This window comes from Streptococcus mitis subsp. hohhotensis (assembly GCF_000722775.1).
GTDB classification, from domain to species: domain Bacteria; phylum Bacillota; class Bacilli; order Lactobacillales; family Streptococcaceae; genus Streptococcus; species Streptococcus carlssonii.
The window spans coordinates 344,681-365,054 of record NZ_JPFZ01000009.1 but is presented as its reverse complement, the minus strand read 5'-3'; the positions used below and the strand labels follow the sequence as shown (position 1 = coordinate 365,054).

General features: G+C 40.4%; 17 protein-coding genes and 1 other annotated feature. All 17 genes read right to left on the bottom strand.

The window, feature by feature from the left end:
• Window positions 1–10 precede the first annotated feature (10 nt).
• The 17 genes from cpoA to secG all read right to left on the bottom strand — a co-directional run bounded on the left by cpoA (window position 11) and on the right by secG (window position 20,363).
• Window positions 11–1,054, bottom strand: a complete 1,044-nt coding sequence (gene cpoA / locus SK608_RS04460) for an alpha-galactosylglucosyldiacylglycerol synthase (protein WP_033676884.1) — start codon at window positions 1,052–1,054, stop codon at window positions 11–13.
• Between the two features lie 115 nt (window positions 1,055–1,169).
• The gene (locus SK608_RS04455; RefSeq protein WP_000331929.1) at window positions 1,170–1,499 is read right to left on the bottom strand and encodes a metal-sulfur cluster assembly factor; all 330 of its coding nucleotides are present in this window, start codon (window positions 1,497–1,499) and stop codon (window positions 1,170–1,172) included.
• 14 nt (window positions 1,500–1,513) lie between these two features.
• On the bottom strand, window positions 1,514–2,623 hold the full coding sequence (gene rpoD / locus SK608_RS04450; RefSeq protein WP_004259586.1) for an RNA polymerase sigma factor RpoD: 1,110 nt from the start codon (window positions 2,621–2,623) through the stop codon (window positions 1,514–1,516).
• A gap of 2 nt (window positions 2,624–2,625) precedes the next feature.
• Window positions 2,626–4,386, bottom strand: coding sequence for a DNA primase (gene dnaG / locus SK608_RS04445; RefSeq protein WP_033676882.1), 1,761 nt, complete (start codon window positions 4,384–4,386; stop codon window positions 2,626–2,628).
• 90 nt (window positions 4,387–4,476) lie between these two features.
• Complete coding sequence (locus tag SK608_RS04440; RefSeq protein ID WP_033676879.1) at window positions 4,477–5,235, bottom strand: ABC transporter ATP-binding protein; 759 nt, start codon at window positions 5,233–5,235, stop codon at window positions 4,477–4,479.
• Window positions 5,232–6,098 (bottom strand): ABC transporter permease, encoded by an 867-nt coding sequence (locus tag SK608_RS04435; protein ID WP_033677769.1) that lies wholly within the window; start codon window positions 6,096–6,098, stop codon window positions 5,232–5,234. The genes SK608_RS04440 and SK608_RS04435 overlap by 4 nt, the downstream gene beginning before the upstream one ends.
• Window positions 6,099–6,173: 75 nt before the next feature.
• Window positions 6,174–7,169 carry a tryptophan ABC transporter substrate-binding protein gene (gene trpX, locus SK608_RS04430; protein ID WP_004259575.1) on the bottom strand — a complete coding sequence of 332 codons (996 nt, stop codon included), beginning with the start codon at window positions 7,167–7,169 and terminating at the stop codon, window positions 6,174–6,176.
• A 110-nt stretch (window positions 7,170–7,279) separates the two neighbouring features.
• Window positions 7,280–7,497, bottom strand: a binding site (T-box leader).
• 95 nt (window positions 7,498–7,592) lie between these two features.
• Window positions 7,593–10,289: a phosphoenolpyruvate carboxylase gene (ppc, locus tag SK608_RS04425; protein WP_033676876.1), complete on the bottom strand. Its 2,697-nt coding sequence runs from the start codon at window positions 10,287–10,289 to the stop codon at window positions 7,593–7,595.
• 24 nt (window positions 10,290–10,313) lie between these two features.
• Window positions 10,314–11,537 carry a cell division peptidoglycan polymerase FtsW gene (gene ftsW / locus SK608_RS04420; RefSeq protein ID WP_033676874.1) on the bottom strand — a complete coding sequence of 408 codons (1,224 nt, stop codon included), beginning with the start codon at window positions 11,535–11,537 and terminating at the stop codon, window positions 10,314–10,316.
• A gap of 161 nt (window positions 11,538–11,698) precedes the next feature.
• Window positions 11,699–12,637, bottom strand: coding sequence for a peptidylprolyl isomerase PrsA (gene prsA, locus SK608_RS04415; RefSeq protein ID WP_033676872.1), 939 nt, complete (start codon window positions 12,635–12,637; stop codon window positions 11,699–11,701).
• 66 nt (window positions 12,638–12,703) lie between these two features.
• Window positions 12,704–13,417, bottom strand: coding sequence for an O-methyltransferase (locus SK608_RS04410; RefSeq protein WP_082242445.1), 714 nt, complete (start codon window positions 13,415–13,417; stop codon window positions 12,704–12,706).
• Window position 13,418: 1 nt separating this feature from the next.
• Window positions 13,419–15,221 carry an oligoendopeptidase F gene (gene pepF, locus SK608_RS04405; RefSeq protein ID WP_033676870.1) on the bottom strand — a complete coding sequence of 601 codons (1,803 nt, stop codon included), beginning with the start codon at window positions 15,219–15,221 and terminating at the stop codon, window positions 13,419–13,421.
• An 18-nt stretch (window positions 15,222–15,239) separates the two neighbouring features.
• On the bottom strand, window positions 15,240–16,193 hold the full coding sequence (locus SK608_RS04400; RefSeq protein ID WP_023942780.1) for a competence protein CoiA: 954 nt from the start codon (window positions 16,191–16,193) through the stop codon (window positions 15,240–15,242).
• Window positions 16,194–16,371: 178 nt separating this feature from the next.
• Complete coding sequence (gene tehB, locus SK608_RS04395) at window positions 16,372–17,232, bottom strand: SAM-dependent methyltransferase TehB (RefSeq protein WP_033676869.1); 861 nt, start codon at window positions 17,230–17,232, stop codon at window positions 16,372–16,374.
• A gap of 15 nt (window positions 17,233–17,247) precedes the next feature.
• Window positions 17,248–17,715 (bottom strand): SsrA-binding protein SmpB, encoded by a 468-nt coding sequence (gene smpB / locus SK608_RS04390; RefSeq protein ID WP_001051750.1) that lies wholly within the window; start codon window positions 17,713–17,715, stop codon window positions 17,248–17,250.
• Window positions 17,678–20,029, bottom strand: coding sequence for a ribonuclease R (rnr, locus tag SK608_RS04385; RefSeq protein ID WP_033676868.1), 2,352 nt, complete (start codon window positions 20,027–20,029; stop codon window positions 17,678–17,680). The genes smpB and rnr overlap by 38 nt, the downstream gene beginning before the upstream one ends.
• 100 nt (window positions 20,030–20,129) lie before the next feature.
• Window positions 20,130–20,363: a preprotein translocase subunit SecG gene (gene secG, locus SK608_RS04380; protein WP_000282517.1), complete on the bottom strand. Its 234-nt coding sequence runs from the start codon at window positions 20,361–20,363 to the stop codon at window positions 20,130–20,132.
• Window positions 20,364–20,374 lie beyond the last annotated feature (11 nt).

The following is a 20,374-nucleotide window of genomic DNA, read 5'->3' as shown; positions in this document are numbered from 1 at the left end:
ACCTCACTTTTTACTTTCTCCCTAAAGCGGCTTGTTTCTCATAAAAGTCCAACCAGATTTGTAACAGATGCTCTTCTGAATACTCTCTAGAAATATTCTTAGCTTTTTCTTTCAAATCTTTTAAAGCAGCAGGATTTGCTTGATATTCTAAAATAGCTTCTTTCATTTCTTCTCTGTCTGCTGTCGCCCGATAATTCCCCTCTAAAATCACCTTATAAAGATCCAAATCACGCAACATAATCGGAGCTTCACAACTGGCAGCCTCTAAAATCGTCATCGGAAAGAGCTCATTGTAACTAGGAAGCAAGAAAAGATCCGCTAGGGCATACAACTCGCGCATCCGCTCTGGTGAGACAATACCTGGAAAAATCAAATTTTTAGGAGGATTTTCCATCATTTTCTTGTAGCGTTCATAACCATCTGTCATACCACCAAAAGAGAAACCACCGGCCCAGATAAAGGTAATTTGCGGCAATTCCTCAGCCAGACGGATAAAATCGTCAATCCCTTTGCGCTTCTGAACTTGACCAGCACCTACTACGATAAACTGATTGTCACTAAGACCTAGCTCTGTTCGCAGTCTCGCTACCTCTTCTTGTGGAAGTGGATGCCATTTTTCCTTATTGACAAAATTAGGAATATAGGTCACTTTTTCACGTGGAATACCAGCTGCCACCAAATCCTCAATAAACATAGGATTGACCACAACTAAGTGTTCCATCCGGTTGTAAAAAGAAAATACATAACGTTTCACAATTCCCTTTAAGAAAAATGGAATTTTCAAACTTCCCTCAAGTGTATCAGGCAAGAAATGCACATAGCCAATCTTTCTCCCTGAGCGTTTCTTTTGGAAGGTTGATAAATAATAGGGGAAATCAATTGTATGAAAGTGAGTCACATCTGCCTCGATTGGAAGATTTTCTGTAACAATCAATTGGTCCTTGGCATCACGGTGAAGAAGACGAACTAATTCACGGTAAGCACCTGAAACTCCTTGTCCTGCTACTTTCTCACTTGAACTCAACATATTGATGCGTAATTTCTTTTTTTCCATGACTACTATTATATCATTTTCTTTGAATAAAATCAGCAAAAGAAAGGAGAGACTAGAGGAAAAGAGGGGGAAATTTCCTCGCTTTTCCAATAATCTCTCACATGCTTTTATTTGTTTACTTAATTCCTAGGGCAATGCGTGCATAGCGACTCATTTTTTCAACAGTCCAGGCTGGATACCAAACTAATTTGACCTCAGTATCCGTTACTTCTGGAACCTCTGTCATGGCATCATAAATCTGGTCTGTCAAAAGATCTGCCAGGGGACAACCCATAGTTGTCAACGTCATATCAATCTCTGTTTGCCCTGTGTCGCCGTCAAAACGAATCTCATAAATCAAACCAAGATTGACAATATCGATTCCCAACTCAGGGTCGATGACTTCTTCCAAGGCTGTTAAAATCCGTGTTTTGATGTTTTCAATTTGCTCTTCTGTATAAGCCATATTTATCCTCACTCTTAGTCTTCAATAAAATCACGAAGCGGTTTGCTACGACTTGGTTGGCGTAGTTTTCTCAAAGCCTTAGCTTCAATCTGACGGATACGCTCGCGAGTCACGTTAAAGACTTTACCCACATCTTCAAGGGTGCGCATTTTTCCATCATCTAGTCCAAAACGCAAACGTAGAACATTTTCTTCACGGTCTGTAAGAGTATCCAAGACCTCATCCAACTGCTCACGCAAAACGATACGAGTTGTATAGTCCACTGGATTTTCAATCACTTCATCTTCGATAAAGTCCCCAAGATGGCTATCATCCTCTTCACCAATTGGAGTTTCAAGAGATACTGGTTCTTGAGCAATCTTCAAGATTTCACGAACCTTGTCAGGGGTCATATCCATTCGTTCAGCGATTTGCTCAGGTGTTGGATCTTGTCCCAATTCTTGAAGGAGGTTACGCTGTTCACGAACCAATTTATTGATGGTTTCAACCATGTGGACCGGGATACGGATGGTACGAGCTTGGTCCGCAATAGCACGAGTGATAGCCTGACGGATCCACCAAGTTGCGTAAGTTGAGAACTTGAATCCTTTAGAATAGTCAAACTTGTCAACCGCCTTCATCAAGCCCATGTTCCCTTCTTGAATCAAGTCAAGGAACTGCATACCACGGCCGACATAGCGTTTGGCAATAGAAACAACCAAACGAAGGTTGGCTTCCGCAAGACGTTGTTTGGCTTCGATATCACCAGCTTCAACTGCTAGTGCCAATTCTTTTTCCTCTTCATTGGTCAAGAGAGGAACGACCCCGATTTCTTTCAAGTACATACGGACAGGGTCATTGACCTTAGCCGAAGTTGAACCAATCAAATCCTCATCGCTAAGTTCTGGTTCTTCTTCAGCACTAAGAACACGTGCACTTGGATTTCCTTCGTTATCTGTGATAGAAATCCCTGCATCCTGAATCCGTTGCAAGAGATCTTCAATCCCATCAGCATCCAAGGTAAAAGGAATAACCAGACTAGCATTGATTTCATCATCTGTTGCTGTCCCTTTTTGCTTATGATTACGGATAAATTCTGCTACTTGCACGTCAAATGTTGTTACTTCTTTTTGTTTTGTTGCCATTGTTACTCCATTCTTCTCTTTTGTGAAATTAAACGTTCCAATTCTTCTAAGGCTGTGTCGGTATCTCCTACATGGCTAGCTTCCTGCACCTTCTTTTTGATTCTCATATTGTCCTGATTCAAGAGAGCCTTGTTTCGAGTCATTTCTACTTCACTAAGTTCCTGCGGTGACATCTCAGCAGGTAAATCCTGAGCTAAGACTTGGTACCAAGCTCTTTCAACTTCCTCTGTCTGTTCTGCTAAAACTTCTGGGGGAAGATTTCCATACTGACAAAGCAAGTCATATAAGACCTGAAATTCAGGTGTGTCAAATGCAAAATCTTCTCGCAAACGGTAATCGTTCAAAACAAGAGGAGATTCCATCATTCGATAAAGTAGATGGGCTTCTGCCCTCATAATAGCCGATAACTGCTTGGTGATAGGCATAGTGATTTGCGTCGGTCTGGAAATTCCTTCCATGCGATTCTGCCTTTGTGCCTGACGGCTTTCATTAACAATCTGCTCAATCTGGGCATAATCAAAGGACGCCAGACTGTCAGCTAAAATATGAATATAGCTGTTTTGAGCAGTGATGGACTTTTCTTGAACAATCAAGGGAGCTATTTTTTCAATAAACTCAATCTGAGCTTGCAGATTTTCACTATTTTCAGGCTTATACTGGTGAATGTAGAACTCAATCGGACTAATACGAGTTTTCGTTAATAGATAGGCCAAATCTTCTGGACCATTTTTTTGTAGATATTCATCTGGGTCCAAGTTATCAGGCATGCTGACGATCTGCACAGGCATATCACCAATTTCGTCCAGCGCTTTCAATGTCGCAGCTTGCCCAGCCTTATCGCCATCGTAAACAAGAACCAACTTCTTGGTTAACCTTTTCAGATGCTCAACATGCTCACGACTTAAGGCCGTTCCCATAGACGCTACAGCATTTTCGATTCCAGCCCGATAGGCTGCAATGACATCCATGAACCCTTCCATAAGGTAAATCTCACTGGTTTTACCAGAAGATTTTTTTGCCCTATCCATATGATATAATTCGTAACTTTTGTTAAAAATTACAGTCGATCGGCTATTTTTATACTTAGAAGTTTGTGAATCCGTTTTCTGCCAGATACGACCTGAGAAGGCAATGACCTTTCCCTGGTCATTTGTCAGGGGAAACATAATCCGATTGTGAAAGGTATCTACAAATTGATTAGCATCCGAGAGATAAAACAGTCCTGAATCCAGGAAATCCTCTTCACGATACTGACCAGACAAACGTTGATAGAGATAGTTTCGTTCTGGAGGTGCCAAACCAATCCGAAAATGCTTGAGCACTTCATCTGTCAAACCACGCTGATAGAGGTAGTTTCTGGCCTCTTCCCCCATGGTCGTTGTCATGAGAATAGCATGATAAAATTTGGCAGCATCTTCATGCATATCATAAAGAGCTTGGTGAGGCGAGGCTGGCTTCTGTTCACTATAAAGCGGTTTTTCCACCTCTATCCCGACACGCTGACCTAAGATTTGGACAGCCTCCATAAAGGGAACCCCTTGGTACTCCTCGATGAACTTAAAGACATCACCAGAGCGACCACAACCAAAACAGTGGTAAAACTGCTTGTCCTCTACAACGTTAAAAGAAGGTGTTTTTTCACCATGAAAAGGACAGAGCCCTAGATAGTTCCGTCCTGCCTTTTGTAAAGAAATCACATCTCCTATGACTTCCACAATGTTGGCATTGTTTTTGATTTCTTCAATGACTTGTTTGTCAACCATACACAATACCTCCATGTTATCATAGTTTACTTTATATAGTATACTTTATTTCAGAGAAAAAAGTAAACCATTTCACTCATTTTCCCTACTTTATTCAAAGAGTTGATAATAATCAGAGATTTTCATCTTTGCTTTATCTTCTTGGTTCAAATCTTGGATGATACGACCTTCTTTCATAACAATCAAGCGATTACCATATTTGAGAGCATCTTCCATGTGGTGGGTAATCATAAGGGCTGTCAACTGATCTTTCTTGACAAATTCATCTGTCAATTCCATCAAAGCCACACTGGTCTTTGGATCAAGGGCCGCAGTATGCTCGTCTAACAAGAGTAATTCAGGACGCTTCAAGGTTGCCATCAAGAGACTCAAGGCCTGTCTTTGCCCACCTGATAAGAACTCAATTGGCGTATTCAAGTGTTTCTCAAGACCATTTCCTACTTTTTCAATGGTCGCTTGAAATTCATCCTTATAACTAGTCAAGCGTCGTGGTAACAATCCACGCTTTTCACCACGAAATTTGGCAATCAAGAGATTCTCTGCCACTGTCATACGAGGAGCTGTCCCCATCTTTGGATCTTGGAAGACACGAGACAGATACTTAGCGCGCTTCTCTGGTGAAAACTTGGTAACATCCTCACCTAAAATACGGATAGTTCCACTGGTTAGTGATAAAGTTCCTGCAATAGTGTTAAAGAGGGTTGATTTCCCAGCACCATTTCCACCTAAAATCGTGATAAAGTCCTGTTCAAAAATTTCTAAGGAAACATCATTTAAAATAATCTTTTCTTCATCAAAGCCATTTTTAACGATTTTGGTTGCATTTTTTAATTCTACAATTGCTGTCATTTGCTTAATTTGGCTCCTTTCAAGATTGTTTGCTTAAATGTTGGAATCATGAGGCAGACTGCTAAAATCACGGCGCTGTACAAACGAAGGTAACTTGTATTAAAGCCAAGCGCAATAACTGCCCACACTAAGAATTGATAAGCAATAGAACCTACAACGATGGTAACCAGACGTTCTGCCAAGCTCAAACTCTTGAAGATAACTTCTCCAATAATCAAACTTGCAAGCCCCACAACGATAACCCCGATTCCTCGAGATACATCGGCATACCCTTCTTGCTGGGCAATGAGAGCTCCTGCAAGGGCAATCACACCATTTGATAAGACCAATCCCATGAGCTCCATGCGTCCAGTATGAATCCCGAAACTTCTAGCCATATCAGGATTGTCACCTGTAGCAATATAGGCTTGTCCTAGTTTGGTGTCCAAGAAAAAGAGCATGAGAGCAATAACAATACTCACAAAGATGAGACCTGTCAAGAGTTGGTTCAAGTCTGAATCAAAAGGCAAAACATCCTGAATTTGCTTAGTTCCAAGCAGTCCTAAATTCGCACGTCCCATAATCAAGAGCATGATAGAGTGACAGGAAGTCATCACCAAAATCCCTGAGAGCAAGGTTGGGATCTTCCCTTTTGTATAAAGAAGGCCTGCTGCCATTCCAGCCAAACAACCTGCTCCAACAGCAATAAGTGTCGCTAAAAAGGGATTCACGCCTTTGGTTATCAAAGTGACAGCAACAGCGCCCCCAAGAGGGAAGGAACCTTCTGTCGTCATATCTGGAAAGTTCAAAATCCTAAATGTCATAAAGATTCCCAGACCTAAAATAGCCCAGACAAATCCTTGAGAAATAATAGATAATATCATCTGTTTCTTAACCTTTTCTATACGATTTCTATTGTAAAAAATTGGAGGAGATGTCCCCAACTCCTCCATTACAGATTATTCAATTACTTGTCCTGCTTCTTTAAGAACAGATTCAGGAATCGTAATACCTAGCTCTTGTGCCAATTTTTTGTTAATTACTGACTTACCAGTTGAAAAGACATTGACTGGAGTATCAGCTGGTTTTGCACCTTTCAAGACTTGCGCAATCATTTTACCTGTTGCCACACCAAGGTCATGTTGGTCAACTACAACTGATGCCAAACCACCAGCTTCTACCATGGCAGTTGCGCTTGGGTAGATTGGTTTTTTAGCTGATTGGTTGCTTGATACAACTGTTGAAAATGCAGATGCAATGGTGTTGTCGATTGGAACCCAGATAGCATCAACCTTGCTAGTCATAACATTGACTGTTGAAGCAATTTCATTTGTTGAAGGAACAGCAAATGTTTCGACTGTCAAACCTGCTTTTTCAGCATAAGCCTTAAATTCTTCAACCTGTGTTTTTGAATTGTCTTCGCTACTTGAGTAAAGGGCTCCGATTGTTTTTACATTTGGTGTAAGAGCCTTAATGAGTTCAACTTGTTGTTGAGCTGGATTGTGGTCAGACACCCCTGTAATGTTACCACCTGGTTTTTTCAAATCTTTGACCAAGTTAGCACCAATTGGGTCTGTAATAGCAGCCATGATAACCGGTAGGTCTTTTGTTGCACTAGCCAAACCTTGAGCAGCTGGTGTTGCAATACCAACCACAAGGTCATTCCCATTTGCAACCAATTGTTTACTCATTGTCGCAACCTTACTTTGGTCACCTTCTGAGTTCATAAAGTCAATCTTCAACTGGTCATCTTTATAACCTTCTTCTGCAAGTCCATCTTGAATCCCTTTATAAATCAAGTCAAGAGATGGATGGCTCACAAACTGAAGAACACCAACTTTGGCAACTTTCTTCTCATTCTTAGCTTCTGGTTTATTCATTGAAGAGTAAATCAAGCTTCCTGCTACTAAGACTGCCAATGCAGCGATAATTCCAATTAAACGTTTATTTTTCATTCTATTTCTCCTTTTATTCCTTTAAAATACTTCACTTATCTAAACAAGCGACGCCATCGTTTTTTTTCCATACTAACCTCCATCAAAAAAGTCCTCACACAAAAAACTTGTGTGAGGACGTCGATGCGCGGTACCACCTCAATTATAGGGAATTTCCCTATCGCTCTGTCTCGCAATAACGAGATGCACTGTAAGGTGTGCTCACCGAATTTTTATGATTTCAAATTCTAAATAACATCCAGCCCAATTTTCATCATCATCACTTATCTGTTTTCAGCTACCACAGACTCTCTAAAAAGTTTGAATGATTACTTTTCTGAATGGTTAAATTATATCATTTTTCAACTACTTGTCAAGACTCTTTTAGCATTTTTTTGAAATATCAAAAACTTCCCCTATGGAAAAGAGGAAGTTTGATGGGTCTCAGCCTGAATTACGCAATCCTGTCGCAATTCCGTTGATGGTTGTATGGATTAATTTTTCTTGATCGCTTGATAATTCTCCTCGACGTTGACGTTTAATCAACTCCAACTGGATATAGTTAAGGATATTAAAGTAAGGCATACGGTAATCCAAACTTGCTTTTAGATATGGATTTTCAGCCAAGAGTTCATCGTAACCTTCGATAGCCAAGATGACTTCCTTGGTAACTTGCCATTCATTTAGAATAGTCTCATAGATTGCTTTTACTTGATCATCCTCACAAAGTTTGGCATATTCAAAAGCAATGTTCATATTTGATTTTGATAAGACCATATCAACATTTGAAAGAAGCGATTGGAAGAAAGGCCAATTTTGGTACATATCTCGTAAGATAGCGATATTCTCTGGATTTTTATCGATAAATTCTTTGAAGCTTGAACCAACTCCATACCAGCCAGGGAACATAACACGACTTTGCGACCATGAGAACACCCAAGGGATAGCTCGCAAACCACCGATTTCAGTAATCGTCTTACGAGCGGCTGGACGAGAACCAATATTAAAGCTTGAAATAGCCTTGATTGGACTTGACTCGAAGAAATAATCATAGAAATGGTCATTACCAAAGACCAAATCACGGTAGATATCGTAACTACGGTCCACTACTTGGTCCATAATAGCTTCATAACGATTTGAGGTATTGGTATCGCTCTTCTTCTGCGTAATCATACGGTTAATGGCCGCTGAAACCAGCATTTCAAGGTTATAGTAGGCTGCGTCTTTGTTACCGTATTTATTCCCAATTACTTCACCCTGCTCCGTCAAACGGATACGATCCTTGATAGATTTGAGCGGTTGAGATGTGATGGCTTCATAGGTTGGTCCACCACCACGACCGACAGTCCCACCACGGCCATGGAAGAAGGTAACCTTAACGCCAAATTCATCTCCAATAGCAGTCAATTGTTGTTGAGCCTTGTAGAGGGTCCAACATGATGATAGGTAGCCACCATCTTTATTACTATCAGAGTAACCAAGCATGATTTCTTGATAGTTATTGCGAGAAGCAATCCATTTCTTAGCAAGAGGAAGAGAAAGATATTCTCTCATGGTTTCTTCTGAGTGATCCAAGTCCTCAATTGTTTCAAAGAGAGGAACAATTTGGACTCGGGCTCTTTCTTTATCAACTAGCCCTACTTCTTTTAACAAGATAGCCAATTCCAACATGTCTGATACGCTGGTTGCATGTGAAATGATGGTCTGACGAATGACATCATCTCCCAACTTATCTTTCAACTTACGAGCAGCCTTAAAGATTGCTAATTCTTTTTCAAGTAACTCTGATTTTTCAACGTGAGTGGCAGAAAGAATACGTGGATCTTCTTCTAATTCTTTCAAAAGAAGCTGGCATTTTTCTTCTTCACTTAATTCACTATAATGAGAATGAATACCTGCTGATTTCAAGAGTTCTGCTACACAGGCCTCATGAACACTAGAATCTTGACGCATGTCAATAGATGCCAAATAGAAACCAAAAATTTCAACTGCCTGAATTAACTCAACAAAATCACCAGAAATCAGTGCTTCACCCTTATTTTCCAAGAGGGAATCACGAATAGTAATTAAATCCTTATAAAAATCATTGGCCGTTTCATAGCGAGCCCCAACTTCCTTATCCTCAATCAGATAGGTTTTTGTTGCTTGGATTTTTGATTGAATATCAAACAAGGCACGGCGGTAAAGCTCTTTTTCACGGTAAATAGAGTTATCCTTAGATTGACGAGCCATTTCTCTGACTTGCTTGCTGACATTGACAATACTGGTTGAGAGAGAGAATTCACGATAAAGTTGGTAAATCTTTTCATCATAGTAGTTCATGATGACTTCACACTGAGTCATAGCAGATTGTTTCAAGGTATCTGCTGTAACAAAAGGATTCCCATCACGGTCTCCACCAATCCACATTCCCATGGTAATTGGTTTAGGATGTTTCAACTCCAAGCCGTGTTTTTTAGCCAGACGCTTGTACTCAGCAGTCAAATGAGGAACAGCTTTCAGGAATGAACTATTGTAGTATTCCATAACATTCGTGATTTCATTGGTTACTTTCAATTTCTTTTCACGAATCATGTCTGTCTGCATGATAATCTCAATGTAACGACGGAGATCATTATGCCATTTTTCCTTATTAATCAAGCCTAATTTCACATCACGATACTTACGCAAGAGGGTGTGGATATGGTTGGTCAAATCCAACATACTCTTACGTTGCACTTGTGTTGGATGGGCTGTCAAAACAGGAACAACATTCAAGTGTTCAAGAATTTCAACCGCATTTTCTTTTTCTGCAACCATTTTGATTGTTGCTGACAACTTACCAAGATAATCTTGATCAATATTATTTTGGTGGTTGATTTCATAAGCTAAATCCACATCTTCTGAAATATTAATCAAGAGGGGCAAGATAGAGAAATAGCGTGAAATATAAGCCATTTCATCATTTGACAGACTAGTAACCAATTGGTTCAAGCCTTGATAATCTTCTTGAGTTGACAATTCTTTCAACTCCATAATTTTTTCAAAAGTCTCTGGGGCAAGCATATTTTTAGTGATATCTTCTAACAATTCTGTTAAAATCAATACTTCTTCTTGCACGACAGCTTTATTACTATAGTTTTCTAATTTTTGAAGAGACATAGGTAATCCTTTCCACTATCAGCTCTACATATAGTTTGAGGAGTGAGCTTCTAACTCCTCATACAATTGAGCACGCTTTTCACTTGCATCAATATTTAAGACAAAGGCGATGGCTACAGACAAGACCAGAAGACTATTTCCTCCTTGCGATAAGAAAGGGAAAGTTACTCCTGTCGAGGGAATAATGCCAGAAATTCCACCGATATTGACAAAGACCTGTACCAACATCATCCCCCCAACTCCAATCGCCATCATAGAATTAAAGGGATTCTTAGCACGAATTCCTACTAGGATGATTCGTAAAATAAGGAAAAAGACAAGTGCTAAAATCAAGCTGGCCCCTACAAATCCAAATTCTTCGATAACAATTGAAAATACAAAATCTGTATGGGCCTCTGGTAAATAGCCACGTTTTTCAATTGAATTTCCTAAACCTAGACCAAACCAACCACCATTTACCATGGCAAAATAGGAATTTGCGAGTTGGTGGCCTGCTCCTGCCAAATCGGCAAAGGGATTAAAGTAGGCACTGAAACGCTTAGCAACGTAGCCAAATATTGGAATTTTTGAAAATTTATCAACCCCTATAAAAGAAATAAGTGATAAGGATAAGGCAGAAACTCCCACCAAAATTCCCAAAAAGGCAATAAACCATCTATAAGCGATACCACTAATCGTATACATAATCAAGGCAACCAAAGCTAAAATAGAAGCATTCCCCAAATCTGGAAAAATAGCAAGGCTCCCAATCAGTACAAAGAGAACAAATCGCCAGTCATTAAACGCACGAGGAAGCCACTGATTCTGTGTCAAAACTTGAAAATCATAAATAGCTATATCCTCTTGTTGTTTGGAAAATTTATTTGCTAGATACCAAATAATAATAATTTTCAAGTATTCGGCTGGCTGAATGGTCAAAGGTCCTACAGAAATCCAGCCATAGGCTCCATTGACAGGAATACCAATTATCCGAGCCAAGGCTAATAGAATCAGCTCAACGAACATAACGATAAATAGAAGACGTTCGTTTCTTAAAAAATTCAGTTTCAACTTATATATCAAGGCAATCAGTATCAAACTAAATATCCAAAATAGTCCCTGACTTCGGACCAATTGCAGTGCACTTTGGCCTTCTTGAATTAAAATAGCACTGGTTGTCGAATAAACCACAATCAAGCCCAAAATAGATAAAAGTAAGTAAGGAACTAGAATAGAATAATTTAACAGGTGCCTTTTACTAATCTTCATAGTATCACCAATCTAATGAGAACAACACAATTGCTTCCCAAATTCCGTTTGTTTTCTAGTTTTGATTGCTATTATACCATTTTTTCCGAAAGAAAAAAACTCTTATCCATCAGATAGACCATTTTTGTCATAAGAAAAAGAGCACTTGGCTCTTTTCTGTTTTATTCTTTTGATGAACTACTTGAGCTTGAATCTCCGCCACCAATATATTGGGTGAAGATATTTTGGAAGGCTTGGTCCTTAACCTTGATATTGGCTGCTTGTAATTCTTTTCCGATAATGCTTTGAACAAATGTTGAATCATTTTGTTTTTGAGTCAAGATAACAGTTTTTAATTTTTCTTTGTAGTCATCAATATTAGATGATTTTTCTGTTTTCTTAATGAGTTTTACAATGTAATATTGGCTACTGTAAGCTTGTGTGCCAGCGGCTGTGATCACATCAGAAACACCGTTTACATCTAGAGCAAATGCCGCTTTCTTAACTTGTTCTGGTACTTCTGTTGAAGCAGAATCAAAGGTGATTTCTCCACCATTCGCTTTAGTTTTCTCATCAGTTGAGTTATCTTTAGCTAATTGAGCAAAGTCTGCATCACTAGCTTTGGCTTTTTCGAGAACTTCTTTGGCCTTATCTTCATTATCAAGACGGATGATTTGAGCCGTTACATCTGGAGTGTACTCATCAAAGGCTTTCTTATAAGCATCATCTGTCAATTCAGCTTCTGCTGCCTTCTTAACTGCCAACTCAACTAATTTACTTGTACGAATTTGAGCTTTACGTGTTTCAAGAGTCATACCTGCTTGTGACAAGACACGTTGGTAGTTCTCACCATATTGTTTTTCTTCTTCGGCAATAGTATCGTTGACTTCTTTGTCATCTACTTCTGAGCCATATTGCTTCTCAAATACTTTTTGGATGGTCAAGTTCAACAACACTTGTTGGGCTGAAGGATTGCTTTTCACTTGCTCATAAAATTGATGTTCTGTGATAACATCTCCTTTCATGCTGATAAGGTCTGCCCCTTCTGAACCTTTTGAACAAGCTGCTAAAGTTGCTACTGATAATAGTGTAATGGCTCCTGCCAATAATTTTTTCTTCATGTCTACTCCTTTGAGATAAGTGTTACCCTATCTATTTTACTATATTTTCTTAAATTTTTCTGAAAATCATTCGCTGTCAGGTAATTGAACATCTGCTAGATTTTTACGAAGCATGAGAATGCCGTCCCCCAGAGGTACTAATGTTGCGGTGAGTCCTGGATTGTCTAAGGTTGCATCAAATAGTCTTTGAAGTCCTCGATAAATGGTTCGCTGGCCACGACGAACTTCCATAATGTCCTTGGCAACATCACCGCCTTGGAAAATATCATCCAAGACAACCACACCACCGACTTCCAAATGTTTGAGGATTTCTGGCAGAAAGACGATGTATTTAGACTTGGCTGAATCCATAAAGACGAAATCATAGGACTCTGTCAAGGTAGATAAGACATCTACCGCATCTCCCTCTAGGAGAGTGATTTGCTTGCGACTGTCAAACTGGGCGAAATTTTCCTTGGCAAATCCAATCATCTCTGGATTGCGGTCAATGGTTGTAATCTTGGCCTTTGGCGCATGTTCCGCCATCAAGAGGGCTGAAAAACCGATAGCCGTCCCAATTTCCAGAATGTTTTTAGGTTGTATGGTTTCCATGAGAAAACGGAAATAAGATACCGTTTCATGGGGAATAATGGGAATATTTTCCTTGCGGGCAAAGTCTTCTAATTCTTTCAAAGATCCTGTGACTTGCTTTTGACGCTGACGCATTAAGTCCACAATTTCTTCCTTGACGACAGGACGACGCATGTTATGGTTGGCATTCTTGCTATATGATTCAACCATCTTATGCCAATCCCAATTTTTCAACAAGGGCTTCAAACTCATTCAAACGACGTTCGAAGACTGCAAAAGCATCGTTGAGATAGTCTTCCTTCTCCATATCAACACCAGCTTTTCTCATGACATTAAGTGGATAGTCAGATTTACCTGCCTTGAGGTAGTCGATATAGCGGTCACGGTCTTCTTGACTACCATGAACAATCTTTTCAGCCAAGGCTGAGGCTGCTGCAAAACCTGTTGAATATTGATATACATAGTAGTTATAGTAGAAGTGTGGAATGCGAGCCCACTCGTATTGGATTTCAGGATTGTCTTCCTTACTCAAACCATAATACTCTTGGTTCAAGTCTGCATAGAGTTTATTTAGGAAATCGCTTGTCAAGACTTCACCATTTTGATCCGCTTGGTGAATCGCGTGTTCAAACTCAGCAAATTGAGTTTGGCGGAAAACTGTTCCACGGAAACCATCTAAGAAATTATTGAGAATAGCAAAGCGTGTTGCGTCGTCTTCCACTTCCTCCAACAATTTCTCCGTCAAGATATTCTCATTGGTAGTTGATGCAATCTCAGCCAAGAAGATAGAGTAATCTCCGTAAACATAAGGTTGCGTTTCGCGAGTATAGCTAGAATGCATACTGTGACCAGTCTCATGGACAAGGGTAAAGAGATTGTCCAGATTGTCCTGCCAGTTAAGAAGCATAAAGGCATTAGTATCGTAAGAACCACCAGAGTAAGCCCCTGAACGCTTGCCTTGATTTTCGTAAACATCAATCCAACGCTCGCTGAAGGCACGTTTGACACGGCTCAAGTAATCCTCACCCAAGACTGCCAGGGCTTCTTCTGCTTTTTTCAAGGCTTCTTCATAAGTAAAACTATATTCGACAGACGAAAGCGGTGTGTAGACATCATACATCTTGAGGTCTGAAATCCCCAAAATCTTTGAACGCAGCTCAAGGTAACGATGCAAGAGGGGCAAATGCTTGCGAACTGCTGCTACCAAATTGTCATAAACACTTTCTGGAACAAAATTTGCTGCAAGGGCTGCATGACGAGCACTCTTGTAGTTGCGAACTTTGGCACGGTAGTTTTGCACCTTAACATTGGTTTGTAAGGTTTTAGCATAGGTGTGTTGGAATTGTTCATAAGTCGCATAAAGAGCTTGATAGGCACCACGACGCACCTCACGGTTTTTAGACTCCATCAAACGTGTATAAGTCCCATGAGATAGCTGAACTTCTTTACCATCATCGTCAAGGACATAAGGGAATACAATATCCGCATTGTCCAAGATAGCGAAGGTTTCACTTGCCGAACCAAAGATTTCTCCAGCTCCAGCCAATAATTCTTCTTCACGTTGTGATAGAACATGTTCCTTGCCTTGTAAAAGCTTGTCAAAATAGTGTTGATAAACCTGTAATTTTGGTTGAGCCTCTAGAAAGGCAGCATACTGCTTTTCACTAATCTCCATAAATTCAGGCTCATAGAATGAAAAGGCTTGGTCTAGCTGGCTGTAGAGTGTCATTGCCTTGGCATAGTACTCTTGGTACTTGGCTTCACGTGTATCCTGATCATTCTTCATATGAGCATAGACGTAAAGCTTCTCCATCTGGCGTTCCATTTCAAGAGAAAATTCAGTAATTTCTAGTAGGCTATCCGGACTATCCAAAAGATGGCCTTCATACTGGCTTACTTTCTCCAGCTGTTCTGTGAAATCTTTTAAGGCTTCTTCCCAAGCCTGATCAGTGGGGTAGATCGTTGATAGATCCCATGTATCTTTTTCATTTATTTCATGTCTTTGTAATACCATTAGATTCCTCCATTCTTTCTATTCTACCATATTTTTTAAGAAATATTGCTGATAAAAGGCTGGTGGATAGAGCTTTTGCCAATCATTTTGAGGATTTTGTTGGTAATAGGTTTGAAAATACTGATAATATCTGGTCAAGTCCTTCTCAATTTGACAAAACTCACCTACTATTGGTCGAATTTGTGGATACCATTCTTTTTGCCCATAAGTTAGGAGATTTTCTCCCTTTTGATAGGCTTCTGCTTGTTCTTTCATCCAAAAGGGATTTTGATAGTACAGTTGTTGCCGGATATAGCGACAGATGTCCTTGTCCTGAGAAACTGTAAAATGAGATATTTTTTGTTTCTTATAGGGAAAACGTAATATCTCCAGTAGACTACCGTGACCATAGGTAAATTCCTTAATCTGATAATGGAGTTTGCCGCGGAGATCCTGGTGAATGAGATATTTAAGCCTTAAAACCTGTTTTTCCTTGTCTACTTCCCAAACATAAAATCCCATGTTTTGACTGAAGTATAGAAAACCTTCTTGCAGACGAGTCAAACGCTCCTTGAGCCAAAGTTTTTCTCCTAGCAACCACAGTACTTGGTAACCCTGACTACGATAGCCCTCACTACGCTCTTTAAGAATTTTTTGAGGCAAGGGACTACACTGAACTTCTAGAGCTAGATTGCCATTTACAAATACATCTGCAATCTGTTTAAGCTCTGGAAGCGGGTATTCTAATTGCACCTCAGCCTCTGTTTTCAACCAGTGATAGAGGACTTCCTTATTGGACAGGTGTTCTGGGCTTTCATTTTCAGAGGAATAATCACAGTCTTTTAGGGATTTGTGAGCAAAATGGGTTCGGACACTTGGTCCTTGACGCAAACGGAGCTGACCTCCACAAGCTGGGCAGGTGTATGCTTGCTTCTCAAGTTTATCCTCTAACACATTTACCAGCTGTCCCCTATCATCTCTCGCAATAAACATGATTTCCCTCCTTTTCTATATTATTCGTAAAAAAGAAAAAAGATCAGGATATTCTCCTAATCTCTATCCATGTTTATACTCAATGAAAATCAAAAAGCAAACTAGGAAGCTAGCCGCAAGCTGTACTTGAGTACGGTAAGGCGACGCTGACGTGGTTTGAAGAGATTTTCGAAGAGTATTATTTGATTTTTTTAGCTAGCATGGTCGCAAAGCGTAGTTGAATACGATTGCCATTCTCATCGCGACGGTGAAGATGACCAGGATTTTCATTGTACTTAACCATTTCCCAATCCTTGTAGTATTCAGCCAATTCTCCCTCTTTAAATGTGAATGGGAAGTTCACTGAGCAAGGATAATCCTCCGTGTCCATGGCGCAGACGATAAGATTATAGCCACCAACAGTGGTTTTCTCCTGCATATTTTTGATAATTTCAGGAATGCGGTCCGCTTGCAAAAACATGAGAACAACAGTTGATACGATAAAATCATAGTCTTGGCTAATACTGGCTGAATTGATATCGTAAAGACCAACAGGCATGTCTAGGTCCTCCTGCTCCACAATGCTTTGCAAGATTTCAAGAGATAATTCATTTTGATCCACAGCTGTCACATCAAAACCATTCTGTGCTAGAAAGAGTGCATTCCGGCCCTGACCACAGCCCAAATCCAAGGCTTTCCCTGGTTTTACTGTCTGCATAGCCTCTAGGACCTCTGAATGAACAGGATTGGTATTGTATTTCTTAAGGAAATAATCCTCAGGTTTACAATAAAATTCCAAATACCATTCTACATCGTCTGTTACAGCCTCCACTCGGTGCCAGGCTTGTGGTTGTGCCATTGGATTGTCAGCCCCTGCTTCAAAGAGATGTTCAGCTAGAACCTCACCATCCTCTGTCAATTCAATAAACTTGAGAGCTCCCTTCAAGACAGTAATCTTGCCCCAAGTCCCAACTTTTGTATTGTGCTTTTGCTGAACAGCCTCTGGCATGGTTTCTTTAGTCCACAAAGGCATGCGTTTATAAGCAACTAGTTTTTCCATTTTCATTTCCTCTTTTTATCGCTGATTAACAGCTTTCATAACACGCGCGATGTCGCGATTTTGCTCACGTCGTTTGATAGACTCCCGTTTATCATAGTCATGCTTCCCTTTAGCTAAACCTAAAAGGAGCTTAGCATAACCATCTTTGATATAGACTTTAAGGGGAACCAGGGTCATTCCTGTTCCTTTAGTCTCTTGTTCCAACTTTTGGATTTGTTTCTTATGGAGCAGGAGTTTTCGACGACGTTCTGGTTCTTGGTTCCAGATATTGCCCTCTTCGTAAGGAGCGATATGAACATTGCTCAACCAAACTTCTCCATTTTTTACTTGGGCAAAGCCATCCTTGAGATTAATTCGAGCTGCTCGTACACTCTTGATTTCAGTTCCAGTCAGGACCATTCCTGCCTCTAGCGTATCTACGATTGTATAGTCATGACGTGCTTTTTTATTTTGTGCGACGACCTTTCCCTCGCCCTTTGCCATGCTTGGCTCCTTTCTTAGCTACTTCCTTATAAAAAGGTTTCTTTCCTTTTTTCTTGTCTTTTTGTGAATGCTTGCGCTTATCATTTGAGCATCCTGATTTTCTCTTGTCTTCCTTCTTATCTGAACGACGATTTGAACCACGCCCTCTGTCTTTGCGACCAGCTTGTTTCAAGCCTTTTTCAATCACATCAAACTCACTTGGGATGTAAGAGAAGTCAATTTCACCCGTCATCTTGTCGGCTCTTTCAACTCGGATACGGATTTGCTGACCTACACGGAAAGTTGTTCCTGATTTCTCTCCACGAAGAGTCAAATCCCGTTCATTGAAATGATAAAATTCAGGTAGATTAGTGATGTGAATCAAGCCTTCAACTGTGTTCGGCAATTCGACAAATAGACCAAACTTGACAATGCTGGACACAATCGCATCGTACTCTTCTCCCACGTATTCTTCCATATACTCAGCCTTTTTCATGGCTTCGACTTCACGCTCAGCCTCGATGGCACGACGCTCCCGGTTGGAAGACTGGGTCGCAATCTCTGGAATCACTTGCTCAAAATGCTCTGCTATTTCCTTAGAACGGCCGTAATCACGAATCATACGGTGAACAAGAAGGTCTGGATAACGACGAATCGGACTGGTAAAGTGAGTGTAATAGTCTGCCGCTAAACCATAGTGACCGTGATTGTGCTCCGAATAGCGAGCCTGCTGCATAGAGCGAAGAAGCATCATGGACAATACATCTGCATAAGGTTCTCCCTCAACAGCACGCATGATGTCTTGGAGAGCCTCCTGGCTCATCTCACTGGCAGTTCCATAAATGCGCAAGCCAAAGCTCGAAGCATAATCAATAAACTTCTGAACCTTTTCAGCCTTAGGCTCCTCGTGAATTCGATAGATGAAAGGCAAATCCAGCTTGCTGAAATGCTCGGCAACTGTTTCATTGGCCATCAACATGAAGGACTCAATCATACGCTCGGCAATGCCACGCTGCCGAAGAACGATATCAACGGGTTTGCCTTGCTTATCCACTAAAATCTTAGCTTCATTGGTATCGAAATTGAGGGCTCCACGTTTCACACGCATGTTTTCTAAAGTGTCATGGAGCTTGGCCATGAGTTCGATACTTGGAACAATTTTCTGATATTCTTGTCTCTTTTCCTTGTCTCCAGCTAGGATATCATTGACATCACTATAGGTCATCCGATAGCTTGTCTTGATAACTGTTTGTGTAATGGTGTAATTGACCACACGACCATGTTTATCAATCTCCATAATGGCTGACTGGGTCAGGCGGTCAACTTGAGGATTGAGGGAGCAAATTCCATTAGACAGTCGTTCTGGAAGCATTGGAACCACACGGTCTGTCACATAGACAGAAGTCGCACGGTTAAGGGCTTCCTTGTCAAGGGCAGAACCTTCTGTCACATAATAGGAAACGTCTGCTATGTGAACCCCAAGCTCCAGATTTCCATTTTTCAATGCCTTGATATGCACCGCATCGTCCAAGTCCTTGGCATCCGCACCGTCAATGGTAAAGGTAATCTCATCTCTCAAGTCCAGACGGCCTTCCATATCCTTTTGTGATGGAGCATCAGGCACACTTTCTGCTTCCTTGACAACGGCTTCTGGAAACTCGGATACAATGTCCATAGACTCCAAAACCTCAAGAACATCAATTCCGACATCCGTTGAATGCCCCACCACATCAAGGACACTCGCGACAAAGAAATCATGTTTCTTGCTTGGATATTTGTCGATAAAGACCTTAAGAACTTCTGTTCCCTCTAGTTTTAGAGCTGGTTTCTTAACGTAAATCGGTTGGTTGATTTTCTGATTTTTTGAACGGATGTAGCCAGCATACTTAGGCTTTTCCTGATCTAGAACGATTTGTCCGACAACGGTTGTCAAACTGTGTTCTAGGATATCGATAATTTTGGCTTCGGCAGCAGTTCCCTTGTTTCGGTCAGCTACTTTCTTAATCACGACCTCAACTGTATCACCATCAATAGCATAGTTGACATCATTTTTCCCTACAAAAAGGTCGTCCTCCTCGCCTTCTAGGCTGACAAAACCAAAGCCATTTTTATGGGCATGAAAAATCCCCTTGAGAGTAATCTCATGTTTTTTCTTAATTTCTAATGTCAGACTACCGTCTTCTTCAAAGCGAATCTGGTGTTTTCTTTCCATTAGGGACAAGGTTTTAATCAACTCACGAAAATCCTTGGACTCGTCTTTTCCCAAAGCCTGAGCCAAGTCATTGACAGTCACCTTTCCCTTGTCTTGTAAATATTCTTTTATTCTATCTTTCATATTTTCTTTCTAGATTTTTTCTTTTCTTTTACTGCAAAACCTTCTTAAACATCCTTTAAAAATAAAAAGAGGCAAAGACCTAGTCCTGCCCATTATTTTCTTATCTACTTGATAATACCGTCAATGCTAAGGCAATGGCTAGCCAGAAAAAGACTAAAATCCCTGTCAAACGCTGCATTACAGCTTCAAAACCGCGTGCTTTACTGCGTTCAAACAAATCACCTGAGCTGGCATCAAATACATTGCTGGATTGGTTTTTGGTTGGTTGCATGAAAATTGCAATCACAATCACAACAGATAATACTAATAAAATGGTTAATAATAGGTTATACATATCAAACTCCT